We start from the raw sequence: 25,079 nt of genomic DNA, 5'->3' as shown, positions 1-25,079 counted from the left end.
CATACGGTGTCTGGACTTGCGGATGCAGAGGCAGAATAGTCAGTTTCGAGCCAATCGAGCCAGAGGCTGCAGAATGTCACGTGGACGTGTACGCGTGAGTATTCCGGTGTTTGCCGAATGCGATCCGTCGATCATCTACGGCGTATTCGACACATTGTGGGGCGCAGGGCGCATATGGGACGGCGTCAAAGGCGGCACGCCGGACGGCTTGTTCGAGCCGCGGCTGGTCGGCGCCGAGCCCGGCCCGATCACGCTGGTCACCGGCGTCAGCATCATGCCGCAGGACATCGCCGATCACGTCGCATCGACCGATATCGTGTTCGTGCCGAATGTGATCGTCACTGCAAAGACCGGCACCGCCGGGCTTGATCGCCGGCTCATCGCATGGATCAGGAAGATGCACGAGGCAGGCGCACAGATGTACGGTTCATGCGGCGGATCGCTCGTGCTCGCCGAAGCCGGCCTGCTCGACGGGTGCGAGGCGACGACACACTGGGTTTACGAGCCGGTGTTCCGAAAGCATTTCCCGGAGGTCAAGCTCCGCATGGACCGCGTCCTGGTGCAGAACGGGCCCGGACACAATCTCGTCTGCGGGGGCGGCGCATCGTCCTGGCAGGATCTCGCGCTGCTGATCGTCGCGAAATACGGCGGCACGGAAGAGGCGATCCGTATCTCGAAGCTGTTTCTCTACCAGTGGCATCGCGAAGGACAATTGCCGTTCGCCTCCATGGTGCAGAACGTGGATCACGGGGATGGCGTGATCACGCGATGCCAGGATTACATCGCGCAGAACTATCAGCGGCAGGATCTCATTGCGGCGCTGGCGCATCACTCCGGGCTACCGAAGCGCTCATTCGATCGCCGCTTCCGCGCAGCGACCGGCTATTCGCCGCTCGCCTATGTGCAGACGCTGCGCATCGAGGAGGCCAAGCAACTGCTCGAGACGACCGAAGCGGGTATCGAGGACATCTGTCGCGAGGTCGGCTACGAGGACGTGGCCTCCTTCCGCCGCCTGTTTCGAAAGCAGGCCGGCGTGTCGCCGAAGGATTACCGGCGCAAGTTTCAACTTCCCGACTACGTGGCGGAAGCCCGGCCCCCGGCCTCCGGCAAACCGGTCAGGGCGCGGCGTGCTGCCGGATAGCGGCAGCAGGAAGCAGCGGTCCCGACGACGCACTCAATTTTCCAGGGTCCGGCGACAGGTTAGCAGCTTAACGCTCGGCCCGCGCCGGTCATTCGATCACTTCATCGGCGGAGGCGATGATGGAGTCGGGCAAGCTCAGGCCGAGCATCTTGGCGGTCTTGAGATTGACGACGGTTTCGAACTTCGTCGGCCGTTCGATCGGCAATTCCGAGGGGGCCGTTCCTCTGAGAACGCGATCCACATACGACGCCAGGCGGAGATAAGAGTCGGAGAGCTTGGGTCCATAGGTGCAGAGGGCGCCGCTCCTGGCGAATACGGGCCACCCCGAAATGACGGGCGCCCGATGTTTCATCGCATGCTCGATGATCCGGCTCCGATATTGGATGGCAAAACCATCCGCAAAGAGCGAAATCGCTTGCGGGGGCTTCGAGTCCATCGCTGCGAATGCAGCGGCAAGCTGGTCTTGGTTTGCGGTGGCGAAGAAGTCGGTTGCCAGTCGGAGTTTCTTGGCCGTGTCCTCCGCGTAAGCGCGTTCGATCTGCGAGCCGGGATGTTCTGGATTGCCGACGATGGCGACGCGTTGCAAGCCTGGAACGGTATCTCGCAAGATTTCCAAACGCTTGGCGTTCAATTCGGCGGCCATGAACGTCAAGCCGGTCATGTTGGCACGCGGCCGCGCAAGGCTGCTGGCGAAGCCGGCGACGACGGGGTCGCCGCTGAAGACATACACGGTGGGGGTAGATAGCTTCAGTTCGGACACGACCGCGACGGCAGCGCCCTGCACGACCATCAGGTCGACGGGTTTGCGAACCAAGCTTGCCGCCAGCGGCGCAACGCGGGCTAGATCATCGTCGCCATAGCAATAGGTGACCTCGAGGTTCTCGTTCTCACGATATCCGAGTTCGCGAAGACCGGTGCGAAACACTTCGAGAAAAGGAGCAAGGCTCGCCTCTCGTTGCGCCGTGAGCCAGCCGATACGGAAAACCTTGCCCGCTGCGCGTGCGACGTTACGCGACGCCAATGCAAGAAAAATGCTCGAAGACAGAAATGCGCGTCGATCCATCTCGTTCTGTGTCCTGAACGGACCAAAGCTTAGCCATACGCAAACCCATTATCCAGCAACTGCCGCGAGAGCCAGTCATCCGCAAGATCATGCTCCCGACAAAAGGCGGGTCGAGCCGAGGGTTCGGGAGCGGACCAGGTCCGCCGAGCTGACGTGTATCGGCATCGGCCTGCGCGAGGTCGGGAGGCTCACATCAACCGTCGGGCTGCTCGCACTTCGGCGAATTCGGCGTCGGGGTGGCTGACGATGGTGGCGACCATGATGCCGCTGATGATCAACGACCAGGCGGTGTTCCAACAGATCCAAAACACGAGCCAGCCTCCGTTTCCAAGTTTTGCTGCACGCCGGGCCAACGGCATCGCCAGGCCCGCCGTTCCGGCGCGATACTCACGCCGGCGGCGCGCGAGGCGCTATTTTGGTCTGGTCGGAGACGGCGCGCGATCGGTTTGGCCGGTGTGGCGCTTTGCCACGACGTCACCATCGCGCTCGCCCTCCTGCGGACGCGGCGGAAGCTTGGGCTGGCCGGCCTGACCGCCATGCTTGCCACCCATGTCGGGCTTACCTTCGAGATCGTTCTCACGCGGCATGCCGGTTCAATGCGTTCGCGCGGCGTTGGTTCGCATCGGCATCGCAAGATCCCTTCCGATCCCCTGCGGGCCACAGCGGCGCGCCGGCCAACCCGAAGCTACCCTGCCGGCAGGAGCCGAACGGGGCGGAGTTCTTGATCCCGCCGGGGGAGCCGCGGCCACCGACCTACGTAAACATCCGTAATTCCACGAGGCCCGCCTTGGCGTCATATCTTGCGCATGGACCGACAAATTGTCTTCAAATGCCCCCAGACGGGCCTGAACGTGCAGCATCGGCTGACCGATGAGCCGGCCGATCGTACGCATGTGTCCGTGTCCTGCCCGGCCTGCACGCGGCTGCATTTGATCGAGCGCTCGTCCGGCAAGCTGCTCGGGGAGCGCCGCAGCTGACGGTCAGCGCGGTGCCGCGACCTGCCCTGTGACGTCTTCGACGTGGTGCAGCAGGACGACAGGTTGGCCGGCAGCATCCCGGATCGGCGATTGACCGGCTGCCAATGACGCTGGACGAACATGCCCCCAGAATCGTGGATGTCCTAGCGCCGCGGCGCCCTCACCCGCGTTCGGGCCGCGATGGCGACCAAGGTCAACAGGCGCGAACCTGTTCTCCAATCCCGCGACTAATCAAAGACTTGCCGCGACGCCTGCGGCGGCGCGGCATCCCGTCTTGGGACGACGCGGCCGTAGTGCGCGCGGCGGCCATCTGCTATCGGTTGGAGGCATAGCCCCCGTGGAATTTCCAATGCGTCATTTGTCCCGTGCCGTCGTTCGCAACTTGTGTCCCGCAGCCCTCGCCGGCCTGCTCGTCGTCAGCCCCTACCCGGCTGCCGCCGATGACGATGCGCCGAAGGGGCCGGCGGTCACGGTGTTGAAAGTCGCAAAATCTTGCTTCTCCGACATCGTCGAGGCGACCGGCACGATCATCGCGCGCGAGGAAACCTCGGTGCGGCCCGAGCGTCCCGGCCTGAAGGTCACGGACGTGCTGGCGGAAGCGGGCGACACCACCACCGCCGGACAGGTGCTGGCGCGGCTCGCGCTGCCCGAAGGCGGCACGCTTCAGGTCACCGCACCCGTCGCCGGCGTGATCGCAAATTCGACTGCGCAGATCGGCAACTTCGCCTCGGCCAAGGGCGAGGCGCTGTTCACGATCGTGGCGCGCAGCGAATATGATCTGGTCGGCCTCGTCGCCACCGCGGACGTGCGCAAGCTCGCAGTCAATCAGCAGGCCACCGTGCGGATCGCAGGTGCCGGCGACATCAGCGGCAAGGTGCGCCGCATCGGGGCGACCGTCGAGCCGAATATCCAGCAGGGCATGGTCTATATCGGCATTTCCTCGCAGAAGCGGCTGCTCCTGAACGGGAGCGGGCGCGCCCTGATCAAGACCGGGCAGAGCTGCAACGTCGCGGTGCCGCTGACCGCCGTGCAGTATTCCTCCGCCGGGACCGTGGTGCAGGTGATCCGCCGCAACCGCGTCGAGACCAAGCGTATCGAGGTCGGCTTGATGTCGGGCGGCAATATCGAGGTCCGCGACGGGCTCAACGAAGGCGATGTCGTCGTCGCGCGCGCCGGCGCGCTGCTCCGCGAAGGCGACCCGGTGCGCCCGGTGATGGCGAGTGCGGAAGCCGCGAAGTAGTCGCGGAGAAACAGGACACCTCACCCGTGCGGGCACTCCCCGAGAGGAGAGATCACCCCGCCCCGCTCGCGCTTGCGCATGATCGACCCTTCCCCTGCAGGGGAGGGTAGAAAAGCTAGCCGCCGGCTTCGCTCAACCGGACGTCTTCGAGCAACGAGGAGGAAACGGTCGGGACCTGCTCGCCTTCGCTGGCGCGCGAGATGGCGAGGCGCGTCTTGTTGAAGACGCTTTCGGCGCTGCCGGGCTGACCGAGGTTGTTGAGGAATTCGCTGACCAGCACGCTGTGCTCACCCCTGCCGTCGTCGACGACCTTGCCGGGCGACGCGGAGGTGAGGATCAGCGCGTTGTCGGACGCGCTGATCGGCGCGAGGCCGTGACTATAGGAGCGGAAGCGCCGCTCGTAAGGGTTACGGCGGGAGGCATCGACCACGACGAGCTTGGCCTTGGCGCCCTGCTCCTTCATCATGTCGAGCACGCCGTCGATGGAGACGCCATGCCGGCGCACGTCGCGTTCCTTCCAGATCACGGCATCGACCGGCAGCATGTAGCTCTCACGACCAGCCTGCACGCCGTAGCCGCCGAAGAACAGCATGACGACGCTGTCGCGCTTGATCCGGGACTTCAGGCGGTTGACGGCGCGGACCATGTCGTCCTTGGTTGCGTCTTCCACCATGTCGACGTCAAAGCCGTTCTTGCGCAGGGACGAGGACAGCGCGCGGGCGTCGTTGATCGACTGCGTCAGCGGCGCGCTGGCGTCGGGATAATGTCCATTGCCGATGACCAGCGCGAGGCGCGCGCTCTGACCGATCGAACCGGTGATCTGGTCGGTCGTGACGGCCTTGGCGGCATCGATCGCACGCATGTTCAGAGCAGCATGGGCGCCGATCGCGAGCGATACCGTGCCGATGAGGGCTGCGGCGACCGCGATCGTCCGTCTGGAAAGGTCGAGCTGCTTTACATTCATCTCGGTTCGTTTCCTGTGCCAAAGACCAGCCAAGCGCGCGCACACTGCTTGAGTAGCGAGCTAGCGTCTTTAGGTTTGAAGGATTGGCCGGGGGTGTGCCCCCGAATTGCGCGCAATTTGCGGCGCCGCACCAAACAAACCCTTAACCGCATATAGGACCTGGAGCAATAGATTGCCAAAAATTTGAGATAAGATCCTGAATATGTTGATTAATTCACCCCGCCAAACTTCTCGATTCTGGGCTTCCCCGTAGCCTTCCGGGGGCCGACCATGCAGCCCTCATGCCGGCATTTTCCGTGACCTCCTTCACGTTTGTATTTCCTGCGAATCCGGATAGCCTTTTCAAAGACTTGCAGGGGGTGGCGTGCGGACAGCTGCGCGCTCGCCGGCCCCGGCCAAGCCCCCGCAACCAGGTATTTCATGAGCTTTCATTATTTTGCCGGCGCCGCCTGCCGGGCGCTCACGGCGCGGAAGGACGGCCCCTCGCTTTACGACGTCTGCGACCCGGTATTGTCCGTGACGGCCGGCGGCGATCCACATCTGGCCCAATTCTACAAGACTGCACTCGGCAATCCCGCACTACGGATATTGCTCCGTCGCGCCGGCCTGCCCGAGCTGCGCGACGAGACGAAGCTGGCCCGGTTGCGCGAGGCGCTCGCCCGCGCCCGCGACGAGGCCGAGCCCGACTGGGCCGCGATCGGCCAGCCGATCGCCGATCTCGTCGACAGCATCGCGCTCGACCATCCCATGCCGCCACCGGCGCCGTTCGCTGCGGACATGCCGCAGAGCGCGCAGATCGACGGCGCGATCCGCGACTGCGCACAGCATCTGCTCGGCTCGCACCGCCGAAACGGTTTCCTGCCGACCTATGCCGCCTTCAACCTGATCGGCGATCCCGATTTCCGCGGGCGTGAGCTGATCATGGCACTGACGGGGCTGAACGCCCGCGGCTACAAGAACTCCTCGCTGCTGTTCAATCTCGCCCGCGTCTTCATCGCGCGCTCGCCGGCGCGCGCCGTGGTCAATCCGCCCTGGAAAGGCATTGCCGAGCCGATGTGGGAGCCGGTGCAGATCCGCCATCGCTCGGCCTATTACGACGCGTTCTTCATCGAGGCGCTGCTGAGCTATGTCGAAACCGGACTCGCCTCGCCGGCTGACAAGACGGCAGCGGAGCGCGCCATCGCCGACATGGTGGATTTCTGCGTCAACATCAGCCGCGAGGAGGTCGAGGGCCTGGGTGGCGCACGCTTCAACGTGGTCACCGCACTGGCGCCGGCGCCGCATCCACGCTTCTCCCGCTACTTCGCACAGATCAAGCAGGATCTCGGCTTCGGAATCTACGTGCCGGATTGCGACACCACGGCGTGCTCGATCTCCGCAGCGACGCAGGCCGGCTGCACCGATCCCATCATCGAACAGCCGCTATTGGACTTCTACGCCGGCTATCAGGTGCGCGCCGGCGTCAACGCCCCCCGCGTGACCGTGCCGCTCAACGACAACATCGACTACGAGGGCGGGGTTGCGACCTGGATCGACAACCTCGCCGGCGAGCGCCCTTACGGCAACGATCTCGACCCGACGCTCAATCTCGACATCCTCGAGGTGAGCTTTCGCAACCTGGGGCGCTGGAAGGTCTTGGAGACTCCGGCGCGGCTCGCCACCGTCCATCGCATCATCGGCTTTCAGAAGCGCCTGGCGGCGAGCGGTGCCTTCGCCAATCCGCGCTCGCACATCTACTATCTGCCGGAGCTCTACAGCGCCTATTTCGGCCGCTGCTATGCCGCGTTCCTGTCGCTGCCGCTGGCGGCGCAAGCGGCGATCGACCCAGCCGGCGATTTCGATTTCATCCGCCACCGCGTGCTGGCCTACGTCAAAGGCGAGCTGATGGCTGCGGAGATGAACGTGTTCGACGCCGCGTTGGCGCTGATCGCGCTCGGCCATCTCGGGGCAGACCCGCGCGCCTTCGCGCCGGCCTTGAACGTCATCATCTCGAGCCTTGGCGAAGGCGGCCGCCGCGGCCCGTTCCGCGCCTACGAGTGGAACAAGATGAAGACGCCGACGCGGATTCTTGTCGGCGGCCCGGAGGTGACGTCGGCCTTCGTGCTGATGGGACTGGCAGTGGCGAAGCGCGCGATGGCGCGGGGGTGACGAACTCTGTTACCCTGCCCTGGAGGGGGAGAACGCCCTTCCACAATGACGGGAAGTTGAAAGCTCAATCGTGAGGCATAAGCTGGCCGACGAGCCAAAAGCCGACCACAATTGCGCCGTCTAGCAAAGACGTTCATCACACGCGGACCGGCATGTTGCGAAAATTCCTCCTTGCGCTGTCTTTGCTGGCCCTCCCGTCGCTGGCGTACGCCGCCGAGATCGCCGGGACCGCAAAGGTCCGTGCCGGCGATGCGGTCGTGATCGGCAACACGCGCATTCGGCTCGGCGGCATCGACGCGCCCGCAATCGACCAGCTCTGCCTCAACACCAAGGCCGAGCGGTGGACCTGCGGCGTCGCGGCCCGCGACGAGCTTGCCAAACACGCCGACGGCAAGAACTGGGTCTGCCACACCCGCTCTATCGACCGGCGCGGCCGCACCGTGGCGCGCTGCGAGGTCGGCGGCGAGGACATCCAGAAATGGCTGGTGCGCAGCGGCTGGGCGCTGGCCTATACCCGCATGTCGCGCGACTACGAGGCGGATGAAAAGGCCGCGCGCGAGGCCAAGGTCGGGATGTGGCAGGGCGCCTTCATCGCGCCCTGGGACTGGCGCGTCCGAAACAAGAAGACCACTATTCTGGGCGCGACCAAGCCGCCCGACGGAGCGCATGCCGTGCTGCTTGCCTCGGCCTCGGGGCCGGTCGCCCCCTCGCCGGACTGCACCATCAAGGGCAATGTGAACAGCGCCGGCGAGTGCATCTATCACCGGCCGACCAGCCGCTGGTACACCCAGATCAGGATGAAGGTCAGCAAGGGCACCCGCTGGTTCTGCTCGGTCGAGGAGGCCGAAGCCGCCGGCTGCCGCGAGACCAAACGATAACCCAGACCCGCGTTTTGCGCGCTTTTCCAAGGCTTCAGCGCCGCGTAAAGGTATGACCCAGCAACCCATCAGTCCGTCCTCAAGCAACAAGGACCAACAGCAATGACCGTTCGCGCGGGCCGGGAATTTCTGGCCATCCCCGGGCCCACCACGATGCCCGACGAGGTGCTGCGGGCGATGCATCGCCCGGCGATCGACATCTACTCCAAGGAGATGCTCGACCTCACCGAGAGCCTGCTCGGCGACATCTCGAAACTGTTTGCGACCAAGGGCAAGTCCTACATCTACATCGCCAACGGTCACGGCGCCTGGGAAGCGGCACTCAGCAACGTGCTGTCGCGCGGCGACAAGGTGCTGGTGCTGGAGAGCGGGCGCTTTGCGATCGGCTGGGGCAATGCGGCCGCGCTGATGGGCGCCGAGGTCGAGGTGCTCAAGGGCGACTGGCGTCGCGCGGTGCGGCCGCACGAGGTCGAGGACCGTCTGCGCCGCGACAAGGAGCACGCCATCAAGGCCGTCGTCGTGGTCCAGGTCGACACCGCCTCGGGCGTGCAGAACGACATCGAGGCAATCGGCAAGGCGATCAAGGCGAGCGGCCATCCCGCGCTGTACATGGTCGACACCGTCGCTTCGCTCGGCTGCATGCCCTTCAAGATGGACGAATGGGGCATTGATGTCGCCATGTCCGGCTCGCAGAAGGGCCTGATGACGCCGCCCGGCCTCGGCTTCGTCGCCGCCAATGCGCGCGCGCTCGAGGTGCACAAGAAAGCCAACATGGCGACGCCCTATTGGAGCTGGAGCGAGCGCGAGGGTACCGAGAATTATCGCAAATATGCCGGCACTGCGCCGGTGCATCTGTTGTTCGCGCTGCGCCGGGCGATCGATCTCCTGCACGAGGAAGGATTGGAGAACGCCTTCCGTCGTCACAGCCTGCTCGGCGAAGCCGCGCGCCGCGCAGTCGCGGTGTGGTCGGAAGGCCAGGTGCTCGGCTTCAACGTCGCCGAAGCCAGCGAGCGCTCCAACACCGTGACCACCGTGACCATGAGCAACGGCCATGACCCCGCAGTGCTGCAGCGCTATTGCAAGGACAAGTGCGGCGTCGTGCTCGGCACCGGCATCGGCGATCTCTCGGGACAGGCCTTCCGCATCGCCCATATGGGCCATGTCAACGCGCCGATGCTGCTCGGCACGCTCGGCGTGATCGAGATCGGGCTCAATGCGCTGAAGATCCCGCACGGCAAGGGCGGGCTGGAAGCGGCGGTGGCGTATCTGGGTGAGGAAGTGGCGGCGTAACGTAACGCTGTCCCTGCCGACGCCGCGCCCCTTTCTTCCTTCTCCCCTTGCGGGAGAGGGTAAGATCAGTGCTCGAGGCGATATACTTCGATCTGGGTCTTCAACTCATTCAGCGATTTGAGCGGCGCTTTCGGGTCGACCCGATACTCCCCGCTTCTCAGCCACTTCAGCACCTTCGCATCGACTACCGGCGAGTGGTGAATGACGTCGCTGTAGTTGTCGAGATCGTGCGTCACCTGGCTGATCGCGCGGAAGTCATGGAGGCGGACATTGGGAAGCCGCGTCAGTCGCTGCGCAATGACGGCCGTCAGATCGGTGACGATCTTCAGCGTCTCGGGCGAGGCGTCGCGCATGGCGACGAATTGCAGGATCGAATAGGGCGGGAAATAGACGTCGAAGGTCACGTCGGGATGGCGTGAGATCAGGCCGAGAGCATCGCGCTCGAAATGTCCGACCATGGCGTCGTAGCCGTAGCCTTCGCCGAGGAAGCGGCTGCGCGCAGGATCTGTGATGTAGGTGAAGGCGGCAAGCGTCTTCTTCGCATTGTAGTCGCGCGCGACGTCGAAATCCCGCGGCAGCGCATAGATGTCGTCGACGTCCGCCAGCGCGAACTTGACGGGAAGAGACGGCGCTGCCCGGGTCAGCGGGTCGCGCAGCGGCGGAACCGACCTCAGCAATGCGAACAGCGACTCCTTCGCCATCGCCGCGCTGAACAGATAGGACGCGATGCCCGTGACCGTTGCGCGGTAAAGATCGACGGACAGATAAGGATCCGCCTCGATGTCGGCGGCATCGACGAAGATGAAGTCGTCCATCTCCCAGACCACGCGCCTTGCGCCGCGATCGATTGCCTGCTCCAGCACGAAGCTCTGCTGGCGTGAATTGGAGCCGGTCATCGCCAGCTTGAGCGAACGGGTACCGAGCGCGCGGTCGATCTCGCTCTGGCGAAAATGGATCGCGAGCGAGGTGCCCATGAAGGCAGTGTCGAACGACTGGCTGCGGATCAGCCCGGCATTCTGCACGCGAGTGTCTTCGGAATAGAACGCGGTGAGGCGCGAGGGACGGAGCAATTGCAGGGGATCGACGACATAGGTGAGCGCGGCCGCGCCTAGGACGCAAACGATGCTCGCGAGGAGCAGACGTCTCACATTGGTGAATGGGGCGCCCATCAGAACCGGAAATAGATGAATTCGCTGTGGCTCTGGATACCCAGAATGCCGAAGGCGAGCACCAGCGAGGCGCCATAGAGAAACAGCGGCCGCATGCGCCCTGCCCGCAAGGCCTCGCCGACCTTGCGGCTGCCGTGATCGTAACCCATGACCGCTTGCGTGTTCGGCGCCAGCCATACCAGCGGGGCGTAGATGGAGATCAGCACCAGCGCCGCGATCTCCTGGCGACCGAAGACGACCTCCGAGGGATCGACCATGGCGCGGAGGATCCGTAGCGCCCCGGCGACGCTCTCGGCCCGGAAGAACACCCAGGCGACGACCACGGCCAGGAAGGTGAGCGCGGCGCCAGCGATTCGAGCCGGCCTCGCAAGGGGTGACGGAATGCTCGGCACCACCGCGTTGAAGGCATGGTTGATGCAGAGATAAGCCCCATGCAGCGCGCCCCACGCAACGAACGTCCAGGCCGCGCCGTGCCAGAGGCCGCCGAGCAGCATCGTCATCATCAGATTGACGTAGCGCAGCACGCGGCCGCGGCGGTTGCCGCCGAGCGGGATGTAGAGATAGTCGCGCAGGAACTGCGACAGCGTCATGTGCCAGCGGCGCCAGAACTCGACGATGCTGGTCGCCTTGTAGGGCGAGTTGAAATTGACCGGCAGGAAGATGCCGAACATCAGCGAGATTCCGATCGCCATGTCGGAATAGCCGGAAAAGTCGAAATAGAGCTGGAATGTGTAGGCGAGCGCGCCAAGCCAGGCTTGGTCGAAGCTCGGCGAGCGCGCCTCGAAGGCGAGCGCGACCAGCGGCTGGATGCCATCGGCGAGGCAAGTCTTCTTGAACAGGCCGATTGCGAAGATGATGATTCCGCACAGGATCAGGTGCGCGTCCGGATGCTTCGATTCCTGGCGCTCGAACTGCGGAATCATGTCCTTGTGATGGAGGATCGGCCCGGCAATCAGATGCGGGAAATAGGTCACGAACAGCGCATAATGCGGCAGCGCATAGGCTGCGACCCGCCCGCGATAGGCGTCGACCAGGAACGCAATCTGCGTGAAGGTATAGAAGGAAATGCCGACCGGTAGCAGGATGTGGACGACTAGATGCGTGCCGAGCAGCGCGTTGATGTTCTCAGCCGCAAAGCCGGCATACTTGAAGATGCCGAGCACGAGGAGATCGCCGGCGACACCGAGAATGAGCGCGGCCTTTCGTTGGACGGGAGTGAGCTTCGCCACGATCAGCAGATGGCCGACGCCGTAGTTGAAGGCGATCGAGATCAGCAGCAGGGCCAGGAATTGCCAGCTGCCGATGGCGTAGAAGGCGAGCGAGGCCAGCGCGAGCCAGATCACCGGCGCCAGATTGCCGCGCCGGCCGAGCCAGAAATAGCCGGCCAGCACGATCGGCAGAAAAAGCAGGATGAACGGATAGGAATTGAACAGCATCAGGCTGGACCGGCGGCGGGAATCTCGTCCCTAAAGCATACGAGCGGCCGGTCAACAACCCGTCTGGTTCGGCGCTGCGCGGCTGGCAATTCGTGCTCTCGTCGCCATATTATGCGCGAACTGCCGCTCCTGTCGCCGTCATTGCCGGATTGACCCGGCAATCCATCGCTCACGAATCTTCGTTGGTGGATGCGCGGGTCAAGCCCGCGCATGACGATCCGAGCCGGCGAGACACGAACGAGGATTGAGTGACACAAGCCAAGACGCCTTCCCAGCCCCCCGTCGCCCCGCGCCGGCCGTATTCCTTCACGCGGCATGGGATCGCCGTGACCGACGACTATGCCTGGTTGAAGGACGCGAATTGGCAGGAGGTGCTGCGCAATCCCGCCGTGCTCGACCCTGATATCCGCAAATATCTGGATGAGGAGAACGTCTACACCGAGAGCCTGCTCGGCCATACCGCGGCTTTGCAAAAGACGCTGGTGCGCGAGATGCGAGGGCGGATCAAGGAGGACGATTCCAGCGTGCCGTCGCCCGATGGGCCCTTTGCCTATTTCCGCAGATTCCGCGAAGGCGGGCAGCACGAGCTGTTCGGCCGCATGCCGCGCGACGGCGGCGAGGGCCAGATCGTGCTCGACGGCGACGCCCTCGCCAAGGGCCACAAATATTTCAAATTTGGCGGAAGCCGGCACTCATATGATCACAAGCTGCAGGCCTGGAGCGCGGACACCAAGGGCTCCGAGTATTTTTCCATCCGCGTCAGGGACTGGGCGACCGGGACGGATCTCGACGACCTCGTCGAGGAGACCGACGGCGGTGTGGTCTGGACCGCGGACTGCAGGAGCTTCTTCTACGTGAAGCTGGACGACAACCACCGTCCGATGCAGGTGTGGCGGCACAGGCTCGGCACCAAGCAGGCCGACGACGCGCTGGTCTATGAGGAGCAGGATGCCGGCTGGTTCACCCATCTGCATGAGAGCACCAGCGGCCGCTTCTGCGTGATCGCAGGCGGCGACCACGAGACCTCGGAACAGCGGCTGATCGATCTCGCCAATCCCGAGGCGCCGCCGCGCCTGGTCGCGGCGCGCCAGGAGGGCGTGCAATATTCACTCGCCGATCGCGGCGACGAGCTCTTCATTCTCACCAATGCGGATGACGCCATCGACTTCAAGATCGTCACCGCGCCGCTCGCTTCGCCCGAGCGCAAGAACTGGCGCGATCTGATCCCGCACCGCACCGGGCTGTACATCATCGACATCGACCTCTATGCCGGCCATCTCGTGAGGCTCGAGCGCTCCCATGCGCTGCCGGCGATCGTGATCCGCGACCTCGCAACGAACGAGGAGCACGAGATTTCGTTCGAAGAAGCCGCTTATTCGCTGGACACGATGGGCTCCTACGAATTCGAGACGACGAATTTGCGCTTTGCCTATTCGTCAATGACGACGCCCTCGGAAGTCTATGACTACGACATGGTCAAGCGCACGCGCGTCCTGCGCAAGCGCCAGGAGATTCCGTCCGGCCACGATGCCGCCGACTACGTCACCACCCGCATCATGGCGAAATCGCATGACGGTGCCGAGGTGCCGGTCTCGATCCTCTATCGCCGCGGGCTCCCGCTCGAGGGCTCGGCACCGCTGCTGCTCTACGGCTACGGGTCCTACGGCATGGCGATGCCGGCCTCGTTCAATGCCAATCGCCTGTCGCTGGTCGATCGCGGTTTCGTTTACGCCATCGCCCATATCCGCGGCGGCGCGGACAAGGGCTGGGGCTGGTATCTCGACGGCAAGCGCGAGAAGAAGACAAATTCGTTCGACGATTTCGCCGCCAGCGCGCGCGCGCTGATCGATGCCAAATACACCAGCGCCAAGCGGATCATCGGCCATGGCGGCTCGGCCGGGGGCATGCTGATGGGCGCCGTGGCCAACCGCGCCGGCGAGCTGTTCGCCGGCATCGTCGCCGAAGTGCCGTTCGTCGACGTGCTCAACACCATGCTCGACGACACGCTGCCGCTGACGCCGCCGGAATGGCCCGAATGGGGCAACCCGATCGAGAGCGAGAAGGATTTTCGCACCATTTTGTCGTATTCGCCTTACGACAACGTTGCTGCAAAAGAATATCCGGCGATCCTGGCGATGGGTGGCTTGACCGATCCGCGCGTCACCTATTGGGAGCCCGCAAAGTGGATCGCGCGCCTGCGCGCCACCATGACCGGCGGCGGCCCGGTCCTGCTTCGCACCAACATGGGCGCCGGTCACGGCGGCGCCTCAGGACGATTCGACCGGCTGGACGAAGTCGCGATCGTGTACGCGTTCGCGCTGTGGGCGGTGGGGATGGCGGCGGCATGACCTGTTCCCGCGAGCGGTGAGAGGCGACTACCTCCCGTTCTTCTTCCGCCATTCCGCGAAATCGGTCAGCGTCTTCGGATCGGTGGCGGGATAGAGACCGAAGATGCCACGGCCCTTGCCGACTTCCTCGGTGACGAAATCCTCGAACGCGGTCATCTCGAAGGTTTCGTCGGCGATCTCCTCGGCCAAGTGTGCGGGGATGACGATGACGCCGTCGGCATCGCCGAGGATGACGTCGCCGGGAAATACCGGAGCGTCGCCGCAGCCGATCGGCACGTTGATCTCGATCGCCTGGTGCAGCGTGAGGTTGGTCGGCGCGCTCGGGCGATGGTGGAAAGCGGGAAAGCCGAGCCTGGCGATCTCGGCAGAATCGCGAAAGCCGCCGTCGGTGACGACGCCGGCGACGCCGCGCTTCATCAGGCGCGTGACCAGGATCGCGCCCGCCGAGGCGGCCCGCGCATCCTTGCGGCTATCCATCACCAGCACCGCGCCCGGCGGACAATCCTCAACTGCCTTGCGCTGCGGATGGGAGCGGTCCTTGAACACATCGATGGTGTTGAGATCCTCGCGCGCCGGCATGTAGCGCAGGGTGAAAGCCTCACCGACCATGGTCGGCTGGTCGGGGCTCAATGGGCGAACATCCTGGATCATCTGGATGCGGAGACCGCGCTTGAACAGCGCGGTGGCGACGGTGGCGGTGGAGACGGATTTCAGCTTGTTGCGCGTGGCTTCGGATAGTTTGGTCATGGGTGTACTCTCTCTGGTCGTCGTTCCGGGGCGATGCGTCAGCATCGAAACCGGAATCTCGAGGTTCCGGATTCGCGTCGCGCTCCGGAACGACAGAACCTAGTAGATCGACGGCTCGCCGATCGGCGCGCCGAAATCCGTCTCGAGAAAGTCGAAGTCGCAGCCGTCATTGGCCTGCTTGATGTGCCTGGTGAACATCCAGCCATAGCCGCGCTCGAAGCGGCGCTCGGGCTGCTTCCAGGCGGCGCGGCGCTTGGCGAGTTCGTCCTCCGATACATCGAGGTTGATGGTGCGGGCGGCGACGTCGAGCGTGATGAAGTCGCCGTTCTGCACCAGCGCCAGCGGGCCGCCGATATAGGACTCCGGGGAAACATGCAGGATGCACGCGCCGTAGCTGGTGCCGCTCATGCGCGCATCGGAGATCCGCACCATGTCGCGGACGCCCTGCTTCACCAGCTTGGTCGGGATCGGCAGCATGCCCCATTCCGGCATGCCAGGACCGCCCTGCGGCCCGGCATTGCGCAGGATGAGGATGTGATCCTCGGTGACGTCGAGATCGGGATCGTCGACCGCCTTCTTCATCGATGGATAGTCGTCGAACACCAGCGCAGGTCCCGTGTGCTTGAGGAAGCGCGGTGCGCAGGCAGAGGGCTTGATGACGCAGCCGTCGGGCGCGAGATTGCCCTTCAGCACCGCGAGCGCGCCTTCCTTGTAGATGGGATTGTCGATCCCGCGGATCACGTCGGCATTGTGGACTTCGGCCCCCTCGATGTTCTCGCCAATAGTCCTGCCGGTGACGGTGATGCAGTCGAGATGCAGGTGTGGCTTGATCTGGTTCATCAGCGCCGGCAGGCCGCCGGCATAGAAGAAGTCCTCCATCAAATACGTGTCGCCGCTCGGCCGGACATTGGCGATCACGGGCACCTTGCGGCTGGCGATCTCGAAGTCGTCCAGCCCAATATCCTGGCCGGCACGGCGGGCCTGCGCGATCAGATGGATGATCGCGTTGGTCGAGCAACCCATCGCCATCGCGACCGCGATGGCGTTCTCGAACGCTTTGCGGGTCTGGATCGTCTTCGGCGTCAGATCCTCCCAGACCATCTCGACGATGCGGCGGCCGCATTCGCTGGCCATGCGGATATGGTTGGCGTCCGCAGCGGGAATCGAGGAGGCGCCCGGCAAGGTCATGCCGATCGCCTCGGCGATCGCGGTCATGGTCGAGGCCGTGCCCATCGTCATGCAGGTGCCGTAGCTGCGCGCGATGCCGGCCTCGATATCGAGCCAGTCCTTGTCCGAGATCTTCCCGGCGCGGCGCTCGTCCCAGTATTTCCAGCCGTCCGAGCCGGAGCCGAGCGTCTTGCCCTTCCAGTTGCCGCGCAGCATCGGACCTGCCGGCAGATAGATCGCAGGGATGTTCATCGAGGTCGCGCCGAGCAGCAGCGCCGGCGTGGTCTTATCGCAACCGCCCATCAGCACGACGCCGTCGACGGGATGGCCGCGCAAGAGTTCCTCGGCATCCATCGCCAGCAGATTGCGGTAGAGCATCGTGGTGGGCTTGAGCAGCGATTCCGACAGCGACAGCGCCGGCAGTTCCAGCGGCAGGCCGCCTGCCATCAGGATGCCGCGCTTGACGTCATCGACGCGCGACTTGAAATGCATGTGGCAGGGCTGAGCGTCCGACCATGTGTTGAGGATCGCGATGATCGGCCGATCCTTCCACTCCTCGGGGGCGTAGCCCATCTGCATGGCGCGGGAGCGGTGGCCGAACGAGCGCAGGTCATCGGGCGCGAACCAGCGCGCGCTGCGGAGCTGGTCGGGCGTCTTTTTCTTGCCGGTCATGCTGTTCCTTGTCCGTCCGAAGAATTCGCCTTGCTCTTCTCACACGCTGTCCATCCCCGGCAAGACGCCGGACGGGCCGGAGGCGGACTTCAGCTATGCACTCAGGCCTGCGTACCGGTCCGTGCAGCGCAATAAATCCACGCCTCGGGCCGGAGAGGCTCCGAAGTGCTTGCGGGCAGAGCAGAATCCGCGCATCAATTTCATATTTGATGGCTTTGATTTTGGTCCGGGGACTTCCGCCTGACCAGGAGGACATTTGGACGTGGCCAACATCCTGATCGTGGATGACGATCCGGCCGTAGAGATCACCATCCGGCGGCGGCTGGAACGGGCAGGCCATCACCTGACGGTCGCAGGCGAGCCTCTTGCCGCGATCGATGGCTGCCTGGAGGCGGAAGAGCCGGAGGACGCCCATGTCCGCACCGGCTGCCGATGACAAGAACGCTCCCTCTGCTCCAGGCCAGACATGGCGCGGCGGGACGGCAATTGCTGCGAATGTCCCCATGAGGCTCGCAACCACGCTGGCAACGCGGCTGGCCGTCGCGATGATCCTGCTGGTGGCGATCACCGTGGCGGCCGTTGGATGGCTGGGCTATCGCAACACGACACAGGCGGTCATTCCGCGAGTCCTGGAGCGGGTCGAAGCCCAGGCACGCCTGCTCGCGAGCAATCTTCAATCCTATGCCGACGGAGTGCGCGGCGATCTGATCGGCTATCGCGCCGCGGCGGCCATCAAGGGCCTCATCCGCGCTCACGCCGCTGGAGGAATCGACCCTTCAGACGGCGTCTCGGAGCAAACCTGGCGCGAGCGTATCGCGACACGGCTCGTGGCCGAGATCGAGGCCAAGCCCATCTATGGGCAATTTCGGATCATCGGTATCGATAACGGCCAGCGCGAGCTGGTCCGTGTCGATCGCTCCGGACCGAATGGCGCGGCCCGGATCGCCCCGGACGACGAACTGGAGCGCAAGGGCGACCGAGCCTACTTCCAGGAAACGATACGGCTCAGGCCCGGCGAGATTTATGTGTCGTCAGTCGATCTCGCGACCCGCAGGGGAGGAACGACGACTCCTCACGTTCCAACTCTGCGCGTCGCGATGCCGCTGTTCACCGACGACGACAGGCCGTTCGGCATCATCGTGGCCAATATCGACATGCGCCCGGCACTCGACCATGTCCGCTCGACCGTGCGCTCGGGAGGAGAGATTTACGTCGTGAACTCGCGCGGCGGCTATCTCCTCCATCCCGATCGCACGCGCGAACTCGGCGCCTCGCATGACCGTCCCACTGACTGGCGCAAGGACTTCCCCTATTTCGCCGCGTTGGCCGGAACGCTGGACGTGTCGACGCGGCTCCTGACCGATGAATCGGGCCGGCCGAGCGGCGCGGCGATCGCCCCGGCACTGCTCGCGGGCAAGGAATGGGTCGCAATCATCGAGACGATTCCGGCGCCTGTGTTCGGCCTCGTGCCCGCGGCCATCCAAAGAACCTCCTTGCTCGTCGGCGTACTGGCCGTGCTCGCGGCGGCGGCACTCGCCGTGCTGCTGGCCCGGTCGCTGACGCGCCCGATCGGGCGCCTGACCGCCGCGGTACAAGCCATCGGCAGCGGGCGCCCGGCGGACATTCCCGTCGATGCCGGCGGCGAGACCGGCGTGCTGGCGCGGGCTTTTGCCCAAATGGTCGAAGAGACGCGCGCGAAAGCAGCCGCTCTCGAACGCGAGATCGAAGAGCATCGCCGCACCGAGGCGGCGCGGAGCCATCACGCGGCGCGCGAGAGCTTGTTCAGCGCCGCGGTGGAGTCGTCCGACGACGCGATCGTGATGCAGACGTTAGAGGCCGTCATCACCGGCTGGAATCCAGCCGCCGAGCGTCTTTATGGCTATACGGCGGAGGAGGCGATCGGGAAGCCGACGTCGATCATCGTTCCGCCCGACCGCCGCGAGCAGGGCAAGGATTACTTGCGGCGAATCGCGCGGGGCGAGCCGATCGAACGGTTCGAGACGGTGCGCCTGCGCAAGGACGGAACGCCGGTCGAGATCTCGCTTGGCCTGTCGCCGATCAAAGGACCGTCGGGCGAGATCATCGGCGCCTCCGGCAGCGCGCGCAGCCTGACCGAGGCGCGGCGCGCCGAGCGGGCGCTGCAGCACCAGCTCGAGGAGCGGCGGCAGATCTTCGAGACGTCGCAGGACCTGATCATGATCATGGATGCGCGGGGCCACATCGCGCAGATCAGCCCGAGCAGCGAGGCCATTCTGGGCTACCGGCCCGAGGAGATGACGGGCCGCAGCGGCGCCGATTTCATTCATCCCGATCATCTGGAGACGTCGCGCGATGAGATGCGCGCCCTCCGGCGCGGCGAGCGTCCGAAGCTCGCGGACACCCGCTGTTTCCACAAGAACGGACATGAGGTCTGGCTGTCATGGCTCGGCAGCTGGTCCGAGCCGGCGCATCGCTTCTTCTTTGTCGGACGCGACATGACCGAAGCGCGGCTCGCGCAGGAATCTCTCCGCGAGAGCGAGCGGCTTGCCCGCAACATCGTCGAGACCTCGCTCGACGCCTTCGTCCAGACCGACGAAACCAGCAGCATCCTGAACTGGAACTCGCGGGCCGAGCAGCTGTTCGGCTGGCACCGCGACGAGGTGCTCGGCAAGCGCACGATTGATCTCATCGTCGCCGAGAGCGAACGCGAGAGGGTCAGGTCGGGACTGAAGCGCTTCCTTGAGAACGCGGACGGCGGGACGCTGAACCGTCGCCACGAGCTCATGTGCCGCCGCCGGGACGGCAAGGAATTCAAGGCCGAACTCAGCGTTACTGCCCTGAAGCGCCGCGAGGGCCTGCTGTTCAACGTCTTCTACCGAGATCTCACCGACAAGATCGCCGCCGAGGAGCGCATCCGCCATGTCGAGAAAATGGAGGCCATCGGTCAGCTGACCGGCGGCGTGGCGCACGACTTCAACAACATTCTCACCGTCATCACGGGAACCATCGAAATTCTGGCGGAGGCCGTCGAGAAGGAGCCGCAGCTCGCAGCCATCACGAAGATGATCGACGAGGCCGCCGCGCGCGGCGCCGATCTGACCCAGCACCTGCTCGCCTTCGCACGCAAGCAGCCGCTCCAGCCGCGCGAGATCGACATCAATTCGCTCATCGTCGACACCGCGAAACTCTTGCGGCCGACGCTTGGCGAGCAGGTCCAGATCGAATCGGTGTTCGAGGACGAGAATTGCGTTGCCATCGTCGATCCCAACCAGCTCACCACCGCGATCCTCAACCTCGCGCTGAATGCCCGCGACGCCATGCCGGGCGGCGGCAAGCTCATCCTGGAGACGGGCGTTGCCTACCTCGACGAGGTCTATGCCAGCGCGAACGATATGCCGCCGGGGCATTACGTGCTGATCGCCGTGAGCGACACCGGAACCGGAATCCCTGCGAACATGTTGACCAGGGTGTTCGACCCGTTCTTCACCTCGAAGGGACCGGGCAAGGGCACCGGCCTCGGACTTTCGATGGTCTACGGCTTCATCAAACAGTCCGCAGGTCACATCAAGATCTACAGCGAGGAAGGCCACGGCACCACGATCAAGATGTATCTGCCGCCCGGCAAAACGCCGACCGCTGCGGGCGAAGGCGTGGCGCCGGCAACGATCGAGGGTGGGCACGAAACGATCCTCGTGGTCGAGGACGACCAGCTGGTGCGGGATTACGTGCTGGCGCAACTGCACTCGCTGGGTTACGTCACCTTGCAGGCCGCAAACGCCGCCGAGGCGCTCGCGATCGTCGCAGCCGGAAAGCCCTTCGACCTTCTGTTCACCGACGTCATCATGCCCGGCAAGATGAACGGGCGGCAGCTCGCCGACGAGGTGATGAAGACACGCCCCGATCTCAAGGTGGTTTATACGTCGGGCTATACCGAGAACGCGATCATCCATCACGGCCGGCTGGATACGGGCGTTCTCTTGCTGGCCAAGCCCTATCGCAAGTCGGATCTGGCGCGGATCATCCGCAAGGCGCTGCAATCGTAGCGGACCTCTCGTGTCCCGGACAAGGCGCAGCGCCATGAGCGCTGCGACGCAGAGCCGGAACCCAGAGACTCTCAGGGCGGACTTGGAGAGATCGGCCCCGGCTCAGCGGCGCATCATTGCACGATGCGCTGCGTCCGGGGCACGAGAGAGGATGGCCAATCGGCCTTACGACGCGCGTTGCGCCGCGGTCATCACGATGCGGATCAGGTCGGCGGCGTTGCGCGCGCCGAGCTTCTTCATAATGTTGGCGCGGTGGTCCTCGATCGTGCGCGGGCTGATGCCGAGCGTGCGGCCGGCTTCCTTGTTGGACGCACCCGAGGCGAACTGCTCGAGCACTTCGCGCTCTCTGCGCGTCAACGGCTCGCGTCCGGGGAAATGCAGCGAGCCGAACTTCGGTGATGCGTTCTCCGCCTGCCTGCGGGCATAGGCACCGATCGCCTCATCGAGCCGGGCGACGATCTCGCTGCCGCGGAACGGCTTCTCGATGAAGTCGAGCGCGCCGCTCTTGATCGCGCCCACTGCCATCGCAATGTCGCCCTGCCCGGAGATCATGAAGATCGGCGCCGGATAATCCTCGCCGTGAAGTTCCTTCAGAATGTCGAGACCGGACTTCCCGGGAATGTGCACATCGAGCAGGATCGCAGCTGGTGTTCGGCTCCGCGCAACAGAGAGCAGCGCCGCACCGTCCGCAAAGCAAATCACCTCATAGCCCGCCGCCTTCAACACCATCGACAAGGTGTCGCGAACGGCAGGGTCGTCGTCGACCACGAAGATTTCACCAGGAGAGCTTTGTTCGGCCATGTGCCACATCCAGTTGGCATGAGGGACTCGCGTCCGCACCAATCATCATGGCGCTTGGCGCGGATTCGGCCCACCCGCATTTGTACGGGACATGGACTTAACGCACAAGTAGCGGCATGGCGCCTAATCGCAGCGGACGGAGAATATCCATGCCAATTTGGCCTACACGTCGCTTCTTGTCGTAGACATCGAGAGCCGCGAGGTAATTGCGGCGCACCTTCCCTTGCTGATCGCACGGATCGAGACCAGCATGCGCCGGATCGCCGCAGCCCAGAGAACACGGCAGCGATAAAGAAGGTTCCGCAGTCGTCGTCTTGTTCCACGACGTCACGCGTCGTGATGCCACAGCCAACGCCGCTCTCGACGCTTGGCGGGCTGCCGTCGGTCTCGCTCGTGCAATGATTATCGGAATTCGGCAGCCCGGCCGTTGCGAGCAGCACTGCGGCCCACGCCCGGTCGCACGTCAGCACCGCGCCTAGGCGCGGTGCCGTTCCACGATGGCATCGGTGGCAACACCACCCCAAGTGTGAATCGCCGGCAGTCCCATCGCGGCTTTGCCGAGATTGGCGAGGCAGATGCGCAGAGCCGCAAGATCCAGCGGCTTCGGCAGGCTCTGGAGCTCGATCCCCACCGAACGGGCAAAGCTGCGGGCGCCACTGCGGCGCTTGCCGTCCATGCCGCTGATGACGATCACGGAACCCGCGAATTTCGCGCTCGCCATCTCGCGCAGCACGTCGATGCCGTCGCCATCCTCCAACACGAGATCGAGCGTCACGCAATCGAAGCGGGCCGCGCGGAGCTTCTCGATCGCATCCGCCACGGACGGCGCCACGGTGACTTCGTGGCCGGCCTGCCTGGCGGCGACCGTGATCAGGTGGCGTTGCGTGGCATCGTCGTCGACCACCAGGAGCTGAAGCGCTCTCCGCTCGGCGGCGTCGGGCAGGTTTGACGAGATGGGGGAAAGAGAGCTTCTGGGCATGCCGTATTCCTGAGATTGAGACCAGCAATGGATACACAGCTCGCGCTTAGGCGACGTAAAGCTGTTGCGGTCAATTGACTCGGATGTATTCAGCAGATGTGAAGCAACGCCCAAGGACCGGCGACAGGGCGGCCAGATCACGCCGCGGCGTCGTGACCGCCGGCTGCACCGCGCTTCTTCCTGTTCTTGCCGCGCAGGAACTGGATGTCCATCTCGGCACCATTGACGCGGACCAGTTCGCAGCGCCGGTACGCCAGACCCGTTGACGACAACAGCAGGAAGAACTCTTTCAGGTTCAGACCCTGGATCGACCCCTCGACCGTGAGGATGGCGTCGGTGTCGGAGATCGCGTTGAGCTTGCAATCCCGCCGCCAGGTGCCGTCGATGGCCATGATGCAGACATCATAGCCGCGGCTGAACGTGACGCGCTCCGCGCCCTTGCCATCCTCGGCCATGCCTATCGTCCCGCCATCGCCGCCATGCGCGGCGGCGCACCGGCGAGAGCCGGCTTGGCCGACGCCGCACGCAGGTCGTTCGGCTTGTAGAGGCCGCGCCGCTCCGGAATCGGCCTGAACACATCGGTCAGGCCGACCACGGTTTCGGCGGCGCCCAGCACCAGAAAGCCGTCGGGCTCGACCTGGCGCGCCAGCCGGTTGAAGATGTTGACCTTGGTCTCCTGGTCGAAATAGATCAGCACGTTGCGGCAGAAGATGACGTCGAAGGTGCCGAGCTGCGAAAAATCGTGCAGCAGGTTGAGCTGCCGATGCTGGATCATCGCTCGCAATTCCGGATTGACCTGCCAGGTCTCGCCGGTCTGCTTGAAATATTTGACCAGCATCTGGATCGGCAGGCCGCGCTGCACCTCGAACTGGCTGTAGACGCCGGCCTTGGCCTTCTCCAGCACTTCCTGCGAGAGGTCGGTCGCGATGATTTCGATGCGCCAGCCGGTGAGGGCCGAGCTCATGTCCTTCAGGCACATTGCCAGCGAGTAAGGCTCCTGCCCGGTCGAGCCGGCTGCGCACCAGATGCGCACGCTGCGCTTGCTCGCACGCGCCTTGATGATTTCCGGCATGATGTGGTCACGGAAATGATCGAACGGGACCTTGTCGCGAAAGAAGAAGGTCTCGTTGGTGGTCATCGCCTCGACCACGCTGGTGACCATCGCGCCGGAGCCGCCTTGCAGCTTCTGCACCAGTTCGCCGATGCTGGAGAGTCCGGCCTTGCGGGCGAGCGGCAGCAGGCGGCTTTCGATCAGATATTGCTTGTCCGCGGAAAGGTCGAGACCGGAATTGTCCTTCAAGAACTTGCGCAGATACTCATACTCGGTCGGATTCACGGAAGACCTCTTGCAGTTGTCGAGCGCGTTTCAGGCCGCCGTCTCTTCGCCCAGCGGGATCAGCCCGACTTCCTGGAATTTCGCCATCACGATGTCCTTGTCGAACGGCTTCATGATGTACTCGTTGGCACCGCCGCCCATCGCCTTCGTGATGTGGTCGATGCCGGTCTCGGTGGTGCAGAACACGACCATGGGTTCTTCGCCCCCGGGCATGCGGCGCAACGTGCTGAGGAACTGGAAGCCGTCCATCACGGGCATGTTCCAGTCGAGCAGGATGGCTTCCGGCATCGCCTTCTTGCAGTGGACCAGCGCCTCGACGCCGTCTTCCGCTTCGATCACCTGAAAACCCAGCGCTTCGACGATCCGGCGGGCAACCTTTCGGACGATGCTGGAATCGTCAACAACCAAACAAGTCTTCATTCTTGTTCTCCGACTCTAATATTTCCGGTGTGAGTTCACGCGGCCATCTGCACTTTGGTTTCGAGATCGAGGACGCGATCGACGTCGAGGACGACCATGAGCTGGCCGTCGAGGCGGTGGACGCCGCCGGCGAGCTTGGCCATGCGCGGGTCGAGGTTGACGGGGTTCTCCTCCATGCCGGCTTCGGGCAGGCGCAGCACCTCGCCGATCTGGTCGATCAAGAGGCCATAGGATTCGCCGCGCAGGTCGACGCCGACGGCCATCGGGGTCTTGCCATCCTC

22 protein-coding genes and 1 pseudogene are annotated in these 25,079 nt (G+C 64.4%); 9 read left to right on the top strand and 14 right to left on the bottom strand.

Annotation, left to right across the window (positions count from 1 at the left end; translation table 11 throughout):
• Nucleotides 1-94: 94 nt before the first annotated feature.
• Nucleotides 95-1,141 (top strand): GlxA family transcriptional regulator, encoded by a 1,047-nt coding sequence (locus ASG57_RS23495; protein ID WP_230646821.1) that lies wholly within the window; start codon nucleotides 95-97, stop codon nucleotides 1,139-1,141.
• Between the two features lie 88 nt (nucleotides 1,142-1,229).
• Here ASG57_RS23495 and ASG57_RS23490 read toward each other — a convergent pair whose 3' ends face one another.
• The 3 genes from ASG57_RS23490 to ASG57_RS38050 form a co-directional block, all read right to left on the bottom strand.
• Entirely contained in the window at nucleotides 1,230-2,204 is a 975-nt protein-coding gene (locus ASG57_RS23490) for an ABC transporter substrate-binding protein (RefSeq protein WP_024342995.1), read from the bottom strand.
• 188 nt (nucleotides 2,205-2,392) lie between these two features.
• On the bottom strand, nucleotides 2,393-2,515 hold the full coding sequence (locus ASG57_RS39715; protein WP_283805299.1) for a hypothetical protein: 123 nt from the start codon (nucleotides 2,513-2,515) through the stop codon (nucleotides 2,393-2,395).
• A 99-nt stretch (nucleotides 2,516-2,614) separates the two neighbouring features.
• Entirely contained in the window at nucleotides 2,615-2,791 is a 177-nt protein-coding gene (locus tag ASG57_RS38050; protein WP_156402783.1) for a hypothetical protein, read from the bottom strand.
• A gap of 219 nt (nucleotides 2,792-3,010) precedes the next feature.
• Here ASG57_RS38050 and ASG57_RS38800 point away from each other — a divergent pair, with 219 nt between their 5' ends.
• Complete coding sequence (locus ASG57_RS38800; protein ID WP_196232439.1) at nucleotides 3,011-3,181, top strand: hypothetical protein; 171 nt, start codon at nucleotides 3,011-3,013, stop codon at nucleotides 3,179-3,181.
• Nucleotides 3,182-3,530: 349 nt separating this feature from the next.
• Entirely contained in the window at nucleotides 3,531-4,421 is an 891-nt protein-coding gene (locus ASG57_RS23485) for an efflux RND transporter periplasmic adaptor subunit (RefSeq protein WP_024342996.1), read from the top strand.
• 115 nt (nucleotides 4,422-4,536) lie between these two features.
• Here ASG57_RS23485 and ASG57_RS23480 read toward each other — a convergent pair whose 3' ends face one another.
• The gene (locus tag ASG57_RS23480) at nucleotides 4,537-5,385 is read right to left on the bottom strand and encodes a caspase family protein (protein WP_024342997.1); all 849 of its coding nucleotides are present in this window, start codon (nucleotides 5,383-5,385) and stop codon (nucleotides 4,537-4,539) included.
• A 420-nt stretch (nucleotides 5,386-5,805) separates the two neighbouring features.
• Here ASG57_RS23480 and ASG57_RS23475 point away from each other — a divergent pair, with 420 nt between their 5' ends.
• The 3 genes from ASG57_RS23475 to ASG57_RS23465 all read left to right on the top strand — a co-directional run bounded on the left by ASG57_RS23475 (nucleotide 5,806) and on the right by ASG57_RS23465 (nucleotide 9,701).
• A complete protein-coding gene (locus ASG57_RS23475) occupies nucleotides 5,806-7,533 on the top strand; it encodes a hypothetical protein (protein ID WP_057197654.1) in 1,728 nt (575 codons plus the stop codon).
• A gap of 152 nt (nucleotides 7,534-7,685) precedes the next feature.
• On the top strand, nucleotides 7,686-8,411 hold the full coding sequence (locus ASG57_RS23470) for a thermonuclease family protein (protein ID WP_057197652.1): 726 nt from the start codon (nucleotides 7,686-7,688) through the stop codon (nucleotides 8,409-8,411).
• A 102-nt stretch (nucleotides 8,412-8,513) separates the two neighbouring features.
• Nucleotides 8,514-9,701 (top strand): pyridoxal-phosphate-dependent aminotransferase family protein, encoded by a 1,188-nt coding sequence (locus ASG57_RS23465; protein WP_057197650.1) that lies wholly within the window; start codon nucleotides 8,514-8,516, stop codon nucleotides 9,699-9,701.
• A gap of 65 nt (nucleotides 9,702-9,766) precedes the next feature.
• On the opposite strand, the gene ASG57_RS23460 is transcribed toward ASG57_RS23465, so the two are convergent.
• Nucleotides 9,767-10,870, bottom strand: a complete 1,104-nt coding sequence (locus tag ASG57_RS23460) for a hypothetical protein (protein WP_057197648.1) — start codon at nucleotides 10,868-10,870, stop codon at nucleotides 9,767-9,769.
• Nucleotides 10,870-12,306, bottom strand: coding sequence for an MBOAT family O-acyltransferase (locus ASG57_RS23455; RefSeq protein ID WP_024343002.1), 1,437 nt, complete (start codon nucleotides 12,304-12,306; stop codon nucleotides 10,870-10,872). The genes ASG57_RS23460 and ASG57_RS23455 overlap by 1 nt, the downstream gene beginning before the upstream one ends.
• A gap of 248 nt (nucleotides 12,307-12,554) precedes the next feature.
• Between ASG57_RS23455 and ASG57_RS23450 the strand changes: the two genes are divergently transcribed.
• Nucleotides 12,555-14,654 carry a S9 family peptidase gene (locus ASG57_RS23450; RefSeq protein WP_057197646.1) on the top strand — a complete coding sequence of 700 codons (2,100 nt, stop codon included), beginning with the start codon at nucleotides 12,555-12,557 and terminating at the stop codon, nucleotides 14,652-14,654.
• A gap of 27 nt (nucleotides 14,655-14,681) precedes the next feature.
• On the opposite strand, the gene ASG57_RS23445 is transcribed toward ASG57_RS23450, so the two are convergent.
• Nucleotides 14,682-15,401, bottom strand: coding sequence for a ribonuclease activity regulator RraA (locus ASG57_RS23445; protein WP_057197644.1), 720 nt, complete (start codon nucleotides 15,399-15,401; stop codon nucleotides 14,682-14,684).
• A gap of 99 nt (nucleotides 15,402-15,500) precedes the next feature.
• Nucleotides 15,501-17,240, bottom strand: coding sequence for an L-arabinonate dehydratase (gene araD / locus ASG57_RS23440; RefSeq protein WP_057197642.1), 1,740 nt, complete (start codon nucleotides 17,238-17,240; stop codon nucleotides 15,501-15,503).
• Between the two features lie 262 nt (nucleotides 17,241-17,502).
• Here araD and ASG57_RS39840 point away from each other — a divergent pair.
• Nucleotides 17,503-17,601, top strand: a pseudogene (locus tag ASG57_RS39840) (response regulator); the annotation flags it as partial.
• Nucleotides 17,602-17,653: 52 nt separating this feature from the next.
• On the top strand, nucleotides 17,654-21,262 hold the full coding sequence (locus ASG57_RS23435; protein WP_057197640.1) for a PAS domain S-box protein: 3,609 nt from the start codon (nucleotides 17,654-17,656) through the stop codon (nucleotides 21,260-21,262).
• Between the two features lie 165 nt (nucleotides 21,263-21,427).
• Here ASG57_RS23435 and ASG57_RS23430 read toward each other — a convergent pair whose 3' ends face one another.
• The 6 genes from ASG57_RS23430 to ASG57_RS23405 form a co-directional block, all read right to left on the bottom strand.
• The gene (locus tag ASG57_RS23430; RefSeq protein ID WP_024343007.1) at nucleotides 21,428-22,063 is read right to left on the bottom strand and encodes a response regulator transcription factor; all 636 of its coding nucleotides are present in this window, start codon (nucleotides 22,061-22,063) and stop codon (nucleotides 21,428-21,430) included.
• 475 nt (nucleotides 22,064-22,538) lie between these two features.
• Nucleotides 22,539-23,042, bottom strand: a complete 504-nt coding sequence (locus tag ASG57_RS23425; RefSeq protein ID WP_024343008.1) for a response regulator — start codon at nucleotides 23,040-23,042, stop codon at nucleotides 22,539-22,541.
• A gap of 137 nt (nucleotides 23,043-23,179) precedes the next feature.
• Nucleotides 23,180-23,497 (bottom strand): hypothetical protein, encoded by a 318-nt coding sequence (locus ASG57_RS23420; protein WP_011083221.1) that lies wholly within the window; start codon nucleotides 23,495-23,497, stop codon nucleotides 23,180-23,182.
• Between the two features lie 2 nt (nucleotides 23,498-23,499).
• Nucleotides 23,500-24,378 carry a CheR family methyltransferase gene (locus ASG57_RS23415; RefSeq protein WP_057197639.1) on the bottom strand — a complete coding sequence of 293 codons (879 nt, stop codon included), beginning with the start codon at nucleotides 24,376-24,378 and terminating at the stop codon, nucleotides 23,500-23,502.
• A 30-nt stretch (nucleotides 24,379-24,408) separates the two neighbouring features.
• Nucleotides 24,409-24,798 carry a response regulator gene (locus ASG57_RS23410; protein ID WP_024343010.1) on the bottom strand — a complete coding sequence of 130 codons (390 nt, stop codon included), beginning with the start codon at nucleotides 24,796-24,798 and terminating at the stop codon, nucleotides 24,409-24,411.
• Nucleotides 24,799-24,833: 35 nt separating this feature from the next.
• Nucleotides 24,834-25,079 (bottom strand): chemotaxis protein CheW (locus tag ASG57_RS23405; RefSeq protein ID WP_200948581.1); only part of this gene is annotated, 246 nt, incomplete at its 5' end.

The sequence above is a fragment of the Bradyrhizobium sp. Leaf396 genome (genome assembly GCF_001424605.1).
Taxonomy (GTDB): Bacteria; Pseudomonadota; Alphaproteobacteria; order Rhizobiales; family Xanthobacteraceae; genus Bradyrhizobium; species Bradyrhizobium japonicum_C.
Note: the sequence above shows the minus strand (reverse complement) of the source record. Positions and strands in the feature narration are given on the sequence as shown.